The sequence below is a fragment of the Gramella sp. MAR_2010_147 genome (genome assembly GCF_900105135.1).
Classification (GTDB): Bacteria; Bacteroidota; Bacteroidia; order Flavobacteriales; family Flavobacteriaceae; genus Christiangramia.
Map to the genome: position 1 here is coordinate 2563647 of NZ_LT629741.1, position 12165 is coordinate 2575811.

The window sequence follows — 12165 nt, forward strand, 5'->3', positions numbered from 1 at the left end:
TCTTATTTTTTATCGGGATTCAATAGAATGGCATAAACCTCAATGGCAAAACCAATCAGCACCATAGCCGGTGCAAGTCGAATTCTTTGAAAATTATAGATCGCGTCATTAAATTCATTAGGATCTTCGCTACCGCCGCCAGACATTAAAATAAAGCCTAAAGCGATCACCGCCATACCTATGAACATAAAAGTATAGTTCTTCTTTCCGAAAACAAACCCGGTATTAAAACTACCTCCATCGTGTATCTCTTTATCCTTTTTCATCTTCTAATAATAAAGTTCGTCGGTTTTCAGGTTTAGAAAACGCGAGGTCGCAAAATACGTACTTATCCATGTAATTACAATTCCCATCAGGAAAATCCCTGAAAACAGGATCACGAGCATTTTTACGTCCCCCAAAAGATTAAGTTCAGTAAAACTATTGTTCAGGTAATATAATACAGCAGCCATTCCTATCAATGCTAAAATAGCCCCGATCAATCCAAGTTTTACACTTTGCCATATAAATGGTCTTCTAATAAAACCTTTGGTGGCGCCAACCATTTGCATGGTTTTAATAATAAATCTTTTTGAATATACCGCCAATCTAATGCTACTGTTGATTAGTAATACTGCAATAAATGTGAAAACGGAGCTGGCTACTAGAACCCAGAAACTGATCTTTTTCACATTATCGTTTAATAAAGCGATAAGCGGTTTGTCATAAACTACCTCGTCTACAAAATTCTTTGAAGTAAGAGCTCCTGCGATCTGGTCTACCTGTTCTGAAGAGACAAAATCGGCGTTCATATATACATCTATAGAATTCTGAAGCGGATTATACCCCAGGAATTCCATAAAATCTTCGCCAATTTCTTCACTATGTGCCTCGGCTGCATCTTCCTTGGAAACATACGTGGTAGACTTGGTATAGTCGGCCATGGCCAGGCTTTTCTTTAATTGCTCGATTTCAACTTCCTTGGCGTTATCTTTCAGGTAAACCGTCAGTGCGATCTGCTCTTTAAAATGATCGGCAACCTTTTTTGTATTCAATACCAAGAGGCCCAGCATTCCTAACAGGAATAATACCAGAGAAATACTGATAACTACTGAAAAATAGGAAGATATAAGTCGGCGTTTCTGATACCTTTCAAAAGATGTGGTCATAGAGTCACTCCAGATTTTTTGTAAAAATAAGAAAGTTCAGCTTTCTCAATCTTTAAAACGTTTAAACTTTTAAAAATATTGGGAATCCTTCTTTTTTATCTCATAATGGCATGCTGAGCCTGTCGAAGTATGCGTTTGAAGAAATGCACTTCGACAAGCTCAGTGCAACACAGGGATGTCATGCTGAACTTGATTCAGCATCTCATCTAAAGACCCTGAATCAAGTTCAGGGTGACGTTCATAGAATCTTTCCTAAATTTGATAAAAATCGAATTATGGAAATACTGGTTTATGGGATAGGTGGTGTTGGAGGTTATTTTGGTGGAAAACTTGCCAATGCAGGTTTCAATGTAAGTATGATCGCCAGAGGAGAGCATTTAAAGCAAATTCAGAAAAACGGACTTGAGGTTGAAAGCATTAAAGGGAATTTTAAGGTAAAGCCTAAAGTTGCCACTTCTGATATTTCAGAAATCCCAAAACCAGATCTTATTATGCTGGGAATCAAATCCTGGCAAATTCCTTCCGTAGCTGCAGAATTAAAACCGATCATAGGTGAAGATACCATGGTGCTTCCATTGCAGAACGGAGCAGATAATGTAGAGAAATTACAGGAAATTCTTCCGAAGAAAAACGTGCTTGCCGGACTTTGTTTTGTGGTTAGTTATATTGAAAAACCGGGAAAAATTAAACATGCGGCTTTTGATCCAAAGATCACTTTTGGAGAAATCGATAATTCAAAGTCAGATAGAATTTTGAAGCTTAAAAATGTATTTGAAGAAGCTGGAATTGCGAATTCAATCCCTGAAAATATTCAATTAGAGGTCTGGAAGAAATTTCTTTTTATCTCTACGGTAAGCGGTATTGGAGGGTTGACGCGTGTTTCCATCGATAAGATTCGGGAGAGTGATTATTTACATGACATGATGCAGAATACAGCAAAGGAGATCATAGAAGTTGCAAATGCAAAAGGAATCCCACTTTCCGAGAAGCATTTAGAAAAGGTCTTTGAAACTATCAGTGCTCAACCGGAAGGAACTACTTCCTCTACTCAGAGAGATATCATGAATGGTAAACCTTCAGAACTGGAAAATTTCAATGGCTTTATAGTAAAAGAAGGGGAAAAACTGGGTGTCAAGACTCCAGTTAACAGGTATATCTATGAGTGCCTGAAACCTATGGAGGCAGTAGCCAGAAAATCGAAAGAATAGAACTTCCAAACTTTCCGCATAAGTCCTTGAAAATTGTATTTTTGCAGGCAGGTTAAAACCGTCACCCTGAACTTGATTCAGGGTCTTATTTTTAGATGCTGAATCAGGTTCAGTATGACGAAATGTAAAAGAAAGCGACAGAAAATGAGTTACCACTTTAATAAGATCGAGGAAAAATGGCAGAAATACTGGGCAGAAAACCAGACTTTTAAAGCCTCAAACGATTCTGAAAAACCAAAATATTATGTGCTGGACATGTTCCCTTATCCTTCGGGAGCTGGTTTACATGTTGGGCATCCGCTGGGATATATAGCCAGTGATATTTATGCGCGCTTTAAGAGGCATAAAGGTTTTAATGTATTGCATCCTCAGGGATATGATAGTTTTGGTCTTCCGGCGGAGCAATACGCCATTCAAACCGGTCAGCATCCTGCGGTAACTACAGAGAATAATATTGCTCGCTATCGTGAACAATTAGATAAAATAGGATTTTCATTCGATTGGAGTCGGGAAGTGAGAACCAGCGAGCCAGATTATTATAAGTGGACGCAATGGATCTTTATTCAGCTTTTTGAAAGCTGGTATGATAGGGAATCGGAAAAGTCCCGCCCGATCTCTGAGCTTGAAGACATTTTTTCTTCTGAAGGTAACTCGAGAATAAATGCCGCATGTGATGATGATGTATCAGAATTTTCAGCTGAAGAATGGAATAAATATTCTCAGGATGAAAAGGAGCATATTCTATTAAAATACCGATTAACTTATCTGGCAGAAACCGAAGTGAACTGGTGTCCGCAACTTGGAACCGTTCTTGCGAATGATGAGATCGTAAACGGTGTTTCTGAACGTGGAGGATACCCCGTAGTTAGAAAGAAAATGACACAATGGAGTATGAGAATTTCTGCTTTTGCGGAAAGACTACTTCAGGATCTTAATAATATCGACTGGACTGAAAGTTTAAAGGAAAGTCAGCGTAACTGGATCGGGAAATCTGTTGGAGCTCATGTGGATTTTAATATAAAAGATACAGATCACAAAGTTGGTGTTTTCACTACCCGTCCCGATACTATTTTCGGAGTTAGTTTTATGACCCTTGCACCAGAACATGACCTGGTAAAAGAGATAACTACTTCAGCACAAAAAGAAGAAGTGGACGCTTATATTCAGGCCAGTGCCAAAAGGAGTGAGCGTGAGCGTATGGCCGATGTGAAGACCATTAGTGGTGTATTTACGGGTGCTTATGCTGAACATCCTTTCACTAAAGAATCTATACCAATCTGGATCGGAGATTATGTACTTGCAGGTTACGGAACCGGCGCGGTAATGGCCGTTCCGTGCGGAGACCAGCGTGATCATGATTTTGCAAGACATTTTGAGTTGCCAATTCCGAATATCTTCGAAAATGTGGATGTTTCCCAGAAAGCATATGCGGGGAAGGAAGGAACGGTGATCGCAAATTCAGATTTCCTAAGCGGACTCGAATATAAAGAAGCGCTGAATAAAGTGATCCTGGAACTTGAAAAAACTGGCCAGGGTTACGGAAAAACAAATTACAGACTTAGAGATGCGGTGTTTAGCCGCCAAAGATATTGGGGAGAGCCGTTCCCGGTGTATTACGTGAATGGTTTGCCTAAAATGATAGACCTGAAGCATCTTCCATTAAGGTTGCCTGAAGTGGAGAAATATCTTCCAACAGAAACCGGCGAACCGCCATTAGGAAATGCAACAGATTGGGCCTGGGATGTTGAAAAGAATGATGTTGTGTCGAATGATAAAATCGATGATAAAACCGTCTTTCCATTAGAGCTGAATACCATGCCGGGTTGGGCAGGAAGTAGCTGGTATCTTTTCAGGTATATGGATGCCGGGAATCCAGATCGATTTGTTTCTGAAGAAGCTCAGCAATACTGGAAAAATGTTGACTTGTATATAGGTGGTAGCGAGCATGCTACCGGGCACCTGTTATATTCGAGATTCTGGACCAAATTCTTACATGACCGCGGATGGTTGACGGTTGAGGAGCCATTCAAAAAATTGATTAACCAGGGGATGATCCTTGGAACAAGTGCCTTTGTTTATAGACTTGAAGGGGAGAATGTTTTTGTTTCCAAAAACCAGATCAAAGGAAATAATGTTCAGCCGATACATGCTGATGTATCTCTGGTTAACTCTTCTGATGAGTTGGATATTGAAGGTTTTAAAAAATGGAGGCCAGAATTTGCTGATGCGAAATTCCTGACGGAAGATGGTAAATACGTTGTTGGTAGGGAAGTGGAAAAAATGTCTAAATCCAAATATAATGTGGTAAATCCAGATGAGATCTGCGAAGATTATGGAGCAGATACTTTGAGGATGTATGAAATGTTTCTCGGACCACTGGAACAGGCAAAACCCTGGAACACTGCCGGGATTACCGGAGTACATAATTTTCTGAAAAAGCTTTGGAAATTATATCATAATGGAGAAGAATTCTCTGTCTCCGATGATAAAGCTTCTGCAGATTCTTTAAAGACTTTTCATAAGACGATCAAAAAAGTAACGGAAGATATTGAAGATTTCAGCTTTAATACATCAGTCTCTACTTTTATGATCTGTGTGAATGAGTTAACTGCTCAAAAATGTAATTCTCGCGAAATTCTAGAACCTTTGGCTGTTCTTATCGCACCTTACGCTCCGCATATAGCGGAAGAACTTTGGGAGAAGTTAGGTTATTCAGAATCTGTTACCACGGCTAAATATCCCGAATTCGAAGATAAGTACCTGGTAGAAAGTATGAAGAACTATCCTGTTTCTTTTAATGGAAAGATGAGATTTACTATGGAACTTCCATTAGATATGGGTAAAGATGAAATTGAAAAGACGGTGATGGCAGATGAGCGAACTCAAAAACAACTGGATGGTCGAACCCCTAAGAAAGTGATCGTGGTGCCGGGTAAAATTGTAAATATTGTAGGGTAAACCAATGAACTACATAAACTGATAATGACCGCTTTCGAAAGGAGGCGGTTTTTTATTATACCTAGAATAGATAGACCATTGATTGCGTTAGGGTGACGATATGGGTCTTGGAAATCGTTGTCGTCATGCTGAACTTGTTTCAGCATGTCTTAAATACTGAAAACTATAAAGGAAAAAATAAGTGAGATTTAACCTAAATAAAGATCAACCAAGCCTTCCGGGGTTTTAACCTTTACCACCTTATTCTTCTTATCCACTTTTTCAATAAATTCATCATTCATTGGGATAAGGATCTGCTTTCCGTCTTTTTCAATTTCGAAAAGAGCCTGGGCAGTAGAATCGTTAATGGAAACTACTTTGCCTATGTTTCCATGAGTAGCATCTTCTACATCAAAGCCAATAATTTCGTGAAAGTAGAATTTATCTTCCGGAAGTTCAGGTAGAAAGGAAAGAGGGAGGTAAACATGGGCGCCAATCATATCTTCGGCGTCTTCTTCTGTTTCTATGTCCTCAAATTTAGCACGGAGTAAGGTGCTTTTATGCAGGTAAGATCTTTCAATAAAAAATGGAACCAGATTATCGTTGTATTCAACGAGCACTGATTCCATTTCTGTGTAAGTTTCGGGTTCATCGGTGTCCAGTTTAATGAGCACCTCTCCCTTAAAGCTAAATTTCGCAACGATTTTTCCGAGGTAGAAACATTCTTCCTTAGTCATCGCTGGCTGCTATTTAAGCGTCTTTTTTGTCTTCAGTTTTAGCTTCTTCTGCAGTTGCAGCTTCCACCTCTTCTTCAGCAGCTTCTACTGTAGCCTCATCTGTAGCTTCTGCAGTTGCAGCAGCTTCAGCCTCAGCAGCAGCTTTCGCTTCAGCTTCCTCAGCTTCTTTGAATTCAGCTTCACGCTTAGCGTTCGCTTCTTTCTCAGCTTCAAGAGCTTTTGCTTTTTCAGCTTCTTTAGCTTTTCCTAAAGAATCTTTCTTAGCATCTACTTTTCCTTCTTTTTCTTCCATCCAGGCGTTGAATTTCTCTTCAGCCTGCTCTTCAGTTAAAGCTCCTTTAGAAACTCCTACAGCAAGGTGTTTCTTAAGAAGTGCTCCTTTATAAGAAAGGATAGCACGAGCGGTATCTGTTGGTTGAGCACCGTTTTGTAACCACTTAACAGCTCCGTCTACATCTAATTCAATAGTAGCAGGATTCGTGTTAGGGTTGTAGATTCCCAATTTGTCCAAAAATTTACCGTCTCTTTTTGCGCGGGTATCCGCAGCAACAATCCAGAAAAAAGGTTTTCCTTTTTTACCGTGTCTTTGTAATCTTATTTTTACTGGCATAAAAATTAAATTTTGGGGTTCTCGACCCCGATTATTAATAAGTGTGCAAAGATACTACATTTTTCTAATTTTCAAGTTTTTGCAGGTTTTATTTAGAGGTGTCTTTTCGTGTAAGAAATTAAGTGTTGATTATATAGTTGGGAAGATTTTTAGTTAAAAATTTAGCTTGCTGTTAAAAGAGGTTAATTAGTGCTAAACCCTGTTAAATAGGTTGTTGAGAAGGATTCGTGGTGTTATATTTACTCAAGGAAAAACAAAAAAATTAAAGCTATGAGTTATTCAAAAGAAGTTTCTAATAAGTTAAATGAATTATTGGAAAAGAATTATGATGCTGAGAAAGGATACAAATTGGCAGCGGAAAAAGTAAAAAGACAGGATCTAAAAAGCTTTTTTACTCAAAGAGCACAGGAAAGATATGATTTTGGACATGAGTTAAAATCTGAGATTAGAAATTTTGGAGAAAATCCAGATAAAGGTTCAAGTTTAAAAGGAGATGTTCATAGATCCTGGATGAACCTGAAAGCAAGTCTTTCTAATGACAAAGACGAATCTGTACTGGAAGAAGCGATCCGCGGAGAAAAATCTGCTGTAGAAGAATACGAAAATGTTATGAAAGAAAAAGAAATGCCTGCTTCTACTCAGAACATATTGATGAAGCAGAAAAATGCGATCGTGGCTTCGTTAAACGAAGTAAAGACCCTTGAAAAACAGGCGTAACCAACTAATTCAGATGTTAAGGATTTTCTGAAAATTCTAATCTGAAACATTAAAATAGATGCGAGCAATGTTTGATTGAAGTAGTAGTTTTTAGTGTTCGTATCAGGCCTCACAGATCATCTGAGTTTTCAGATTTTTGTGAGGCTTTTTTATTTGAATTTATTCTGGAATTCAGGAGCCTATCATTCTAAATCCATTTGCTGTTTTAAAAGAATTTTTCACATAGTTAGTAGTCCAAAACAAATTCAGCTTAGCAAAAATGGGGTATTCGAAAAGGATATTTTTATAGTTGATAATTCCTGAAAACTATGTTTTATTTCAGTCACAAAGTTCCTTATTTTAGCCAGGATGATTTAGTCTGCTGAATCATTTAATTTTCTTCTGAAAAGGCATAAAATATTACTGAATGTACCTCATTTTTGATACTGAAACTACCGGACTTCCTAAGCGTTGGGATGCACCTTTAACCGATTCTGATAACTGGCCACGATGTATACAGATAGCCTGGCAGGTGCATGATGAGATGGGAAATCTTATTGAAAACCAGGATTACCTGGTTAAACCGGAAGGTTTTGATATTCCCTATGATTCTGAACGTATTCATGGCATTTCTACAGATCTCGCCCAAGAACAGGGAATCCCTTTAGATGAAGTTCTTGAGAAATTCAATACAGCGCTGCAAAAATCAAAATTTGTGGTGGGGCAGAATGTTGGTTTTGATCTCAATATTATGGGGGCAGAATTCATCAGAAGAGATTTTGAAAATACACTTCAGGAAATGCCTGTTTTGGATACCTGTACCGAAACTACTGCCGAATTGTGTAAAATTCCCGGTGGTCGCGGAGGGAAATTTAAATTACCCACACTTACCGAATTACACGAATTTTTATTTGATGAAGCATTTGCGGAAGCGCATAATGCGACCGCCGATGTGGAAGCAACTACACGTTGCTTTCTTGAATTAATCAGGCAAAGAATCTATACCATCGAGGAGCTGGATGTTCCTTCAGATTATTTTGAAAACTTTTCTGAAAAGAATCCACAGAAAATTGAGCTGATCGGCCTGAAGCATATCAATTTAAAGAAAGCTTCAGATAAGATCAGAAAAAGACTGGAAAAGCAACAGCCTTCAGATGATATTTCCAATGAAGAGATCCAGGAGAACCTGGAGAAACTGGATGAGGTTCCATTTGCTCATCTTCATAATCATTCACAATTCTCAGTTTTACAATCAACGATAAGTATTCCCGATCTTGTAGCCGCTGCGGCTGAAGAAGATATGAATGCGGTAGCGCTTACCGATCATGCGAATATGATGGGAGCTTTCCATTTCGTAAAAGAAATTGGGACTTATAATAAAAGTGTAAAAGAACATAATGCCACTGCCGAAGAGAATGGTGAAGACCTCAAAAAACCATTAAAGGGAATTGTTGGTTGCGAATTCTTTGTTTGTGAGAATCATACTGATAAAAGCCGAAAAGACAATGGCTATCAGATAGTGATGCTTGCCAAAAATAAAAATGGCTATCACAATCTGGCTAAAATGTCTTCCAAGGCTTATACAGAAGGCTTTTATTATGTGCCACGTATAGATAAGGAAGTGATAAAACAGTATAAAGAAGATATCATTGTCTTAACCGGAAATCTTTATGGAGAAGTTCCAAGTAAAATATTAAATCTAGGGGAGAAGCAGGCCGAAGAAGCTTTGGTTTGGTGGAAAGAGGAATTTGGTGACGATCTTTATATTGAAATGATGCGTCATGAGCAGGAAGATGAGAATAGGGTGAACCCGGTTTTAGTTGAATTTTCCAAAAAGCATGACGTAAAATTAATTGCTACTAATAATACTTATTACTGGAAGCAGGAAGATGCCAATGCGCATGATATTCTACTCTGTGTGAAAGACGGGGAAAAACAGGCAACGCCAATAGGTCGTGGGCGAGGTTACCGTTACGGACTTCCTAACGAAGAATATTATTTCAAGTCGGGCAGCGAGATGAAAAAGCTTTTCAAAGATTTGCCTAATGCTATTAGTAATATTCAGGAGATTGTAGATAAGATAGAACCTTTTGAGCTAGCCCGGGATGTATTGCTTCCGGCTTTCGAAATTCCGGAGGAATTTTTAAGCGAAGAGGATCAAAAAGATGGGGGGAAAAGAGGAGAAAATGCTTTTTTAAAACATATCACTTTTGAAGGCGCTAAAAAACGATATCCTGAAATTACTTCTGAAATTGAGGAACGGCTTAATTTCGAATTGTCGGTAATTGAAAACACCGGATATCCCGGTTACTTCCTTATTGTAGAAGATTTTATTCGTGCTGCCCGGGAAATGGGAGTTTCGGTTGGGCCGGGGCGTGGTTCTGCCGCAGGATCTGTGGTAGCCTATTGTCTCTGGATCACGAATATCGATCCTATGAAGTACGATCTGCTTTTTGAGCGTTTCCTGAATCCGGATCGTGTGAGTATGCCCGATATTGATATCGACTTTGATGATGAAGGTCGAAGCCGGGTGATGGATTATGTGATCAAAAAATATGGTGCCAACCAGGTGGCGCAGATCATTACGTACGGTACGATGGCGGCAAAATCTTCCATTCGTGATACTGCAAGAGTGCTGGATTTGCCCTTAATGGATTCTGACAGGATAGCGAAGCTTATTCCAAATACCAAACTCGGAAAGCTTTTCGCCATGGATGATAAGACCATAAAGTCTAAATTCCGTGGGGATGAAATTGAGAAAATAAATGAACTCTTTAATATTTCTGAAGGAGATGACCTGGAAGCTCAAACGGTGAACCAGGCACGAATTCTGGAAGGTTCAGTACGAAATACCGGTATTCATGCCTGTGGAGTGATCATCACTCCCGGTGATATTACCAATTATGTGCCGGTATCGGTAGCAAAAGACTCCGATTTGTATGTAACCCAGTTTGATAACTCGGTCGTTGAAAGTGCGGGTCTGCTAAAAATGGATTTCCTGGGTCTTAAGACACTGACCTTAATTAAGGATACCGTAAAAATCGTAAAAGGAAGGCATGATATAGATCTGGATCCAGATAGCTTTCCGCTGGATGATGAAGAGACGTATAAGTTGTTCCAGAGAGGAGAAACAGTTGGGATATTCCAATATGAATCTCCGGGGATGCAAAAGCACATGCAGGCATTAAAACCAACGGTTTTTGATGATCTTATTGCCATGAATGCTTTATATCGCCCGGGACCTATGGAGTATATTCCAAGTTTCATCGCCCGAAAACACGGAGACGAAGAGATATCTTATGACCTACCGGAAATGGAGGAATACCTGGAAGAAACCTACGGAATTACAGTCTACCAGGAGCAGGTGATGCTTTTGTCGCAGAAACTTGCCGGTTTTAGCAAGGGTGAAGCCGACATGCTTCGTAAAGCGATGGGTAAAAAGCTTGTGGCGCTACTGGCACAATTAAAACCTAAATTTATAGATGGTGGAAACGAAAAAGGACATCCTGCAGAGGTGCTGGAGAAAATCTGGAAAGACTGGGAAGCCTTTGCTTCTTATGCTTTTAACAAGTCGCACTCTACCTGTTATGCCTGGATCGCTTACCAGACTGCCTATCTAAAAGCCCATTATCCTGCAGAATATATGGCGGCAGTGCTTTCTAATAATATGAACGATATTAAATTGGTTACTTTCTTTATGGAGGAATGTAAGCGTATGAAATTGAATGTGCTTGGGCCAGATGTAAATGAATCGTACTATAAGTTCTCTGTAAATAAAGATAATGCCGTTCGTTTTGGAATGGGTGCAATCAAAGGAGTGGGCTCAGGAGCGGTTGCAACAATAGTAGAAAACAGAAAAACAAAAGAAGGTCCTTATCGATCTATTTTCGATATGGCTAAAAGAATAGACTTGAGATCTGCGAATAAAAAGGCATTTGAGAATCTTGCTTTAGCAGGAGGTTTTGACGGATTTGGTAAAACTCATAGAGCACAATATTTTCATGATGACGGCAGCGGAATGAGCTTCCTGGAAAAAGTGGTGAAGTATGCTCAGAAGTTTCAAGAGAATCAAAACTCTTCTCAGGTAAGCTTATTTGGTGAAGCGAGTGATGTTCAAATTCCAGAACCGGAAGTTCCGGGATGTGAAGAATGGGGAACCATGGAAAAGCTACGCCGGGAGAAAGAAGTGGTGGGAATCTATATTTCTGGTCATCCATTGGATGATTTTAAGATAGAGATGAGCTATTTCTGTAATGGGAAATTATCAGATTGCAGAGACCTTGAGTCGGTAGTGAACAGAGAGTTGACTATGGGTTGCGTGGTGGTTGATGTTCAGCATAGAGTTTCTAAAAATGGAAAAGGCTGGGCCATCTTTACAGTGGAAGATTATGATGAATCTTATGAGTTCAAAATATTCGGGGAAGAGTATTTGAGGATGAAGCATTTCTTTGTTCCGAATAATTTTATTCATATGAAGATATTCGTAAAAGAGGGGTGGACGAATAAAGATACAGGTAAGAAAGGCGAACCCAGAATTCAATTCAGGGAAATTGGCCTATTACATGATGTAATGGATAAGAATGCAAAAAAGTTGACGATCCAGTTGAATATCAATGATCTTAAGAATGAGAAGATCGAATGGCTAAAGGATACTTTTATGTCTCATAAGGGAGACTGCCATTTAAATTTTGTGGTTTATGAAATGGAGGAGCAGGTAAAATTAAGAATGCCGAGCAGGAAACATAAGATCAGGATTTCTCAGGAATTGATAGAAGCATTAGAGAAGGAGCAATTTATGTATAAGTTGAACTAAAATCCTTCTTAAGTTG

8 protein-coding genes are annotated in these 12165 nt (G+C 39.1%); 4 read left to right on the forward strand and 4 right to left on the reverse strand.

Annotation, left to right across the window (positions count from 1 at the left end):
• Positions 1-2: 2 nt before the first annotated feature.
• Together BLT95_RS11650 and BLT95_RS11655 are read right to left on the reverse strand one after the other, a co-directional pair.
• A complete protein-coding gene (locus BLT95_RS11650) occupies positions 3-266 on the reverse strand; it encodes a DUF3098 domain-containing protein (protein ID WP_089666350.1) in 264 nt (87 codons plus the stop codon).
• Between the two features lie 3 nt (positions 267-269).
• A complete protein-coding gene (locus BLT95_RS11655; RefSeq protein WP_089666351.1) occupies positions 270-1148 on the reverse strand; it encodes a permease-like cell division protein FtsX in 879 nt (292 codons plus the stop codon).
• 143 nt (positions 1149-1291) lie between these two features.
• Here BLT95_RS11655 and BLT95_RS11660 point away from each other — a divergent pair, with 143 nt between their 5' ends.
• Both BLT95_RS11660 and leuS read left to right on the forward strand, forming a co-directional pair.
• Positions 1292-2356, forward strand: coding sequence for a 2-dehydropantoate 2-reductase (locus tag BLT95_RS11660; RefSeq protein ID WP_347584292.1), 1065 nt, complete (start codon positions 1292-1294; stop codon positions 2354-2356).
• Positions 2357-2500: 144 nt separating this feature from the next.
• Positions 2501-5314, forward strand: a complete 2814-nt coding sequence (gene leuS / locus BLT95_RS11665) for a leucine--tRNA ligase (RefSeq protein WP_089666914.1) — start codon at positions 2501-2503, stop codon at positions 5312-5314.
• Between the two features lie 188 nt (positions 5315-5502).
• On the opposite strand, the gene rimM is transcribed toward leuS, so the two are convergent.
• A complete protein-coding gene (rimM, locus tag BLT95_RS11670) occupies positions 5503-6030 on the reverse strand; it encodes a ribosome maturation factor RimM (protein WP_089666352.1) in 528 nt (175 codons plus the stop codon).
• Between the two features lie 13 nt (positions 6031-6043).
• Positions 6044-6640, reverse strand: coding sequence for a 30S ribosomal protein S16 (locus tag BLT95_RS11675; RefSeq protein WP_089666353.1), 597 nt, complete (start codon positions 6638-6640; stop codon positions 6044-6046).
• Between the two features lie 270 nt (positions 6641-6910).
• On the opposite strand from BLT95_RS11675, the gene BLT95_RS11680 reads away from it, so the two are divergent.
• On the forward strand, positions 6911-7357 hold the full coding sequence (locus BLT95_RS11680; RefSeq protein WP_089666354.1) for a PA2169 family four-helix-bundle protein: 447 nt from the start codon (positions 6911-6913) through the stop codon (positions 7355-7357).
• Positions 7358-7763: 406 nt separating this feature from the next.
• On the forward strand, positions 7764-12149 hold the full coding sequence (gene dnaE / locus BLT95_RS11685) for a DNA polymerase III subunit alpha (protein WP_089666355.1): 4386 nt from the start codon (positions 7764-7766) through the stop codon (positions 12147-12149).
• Positions 12150-12165 lie beyond the last annotated feature (16 nt).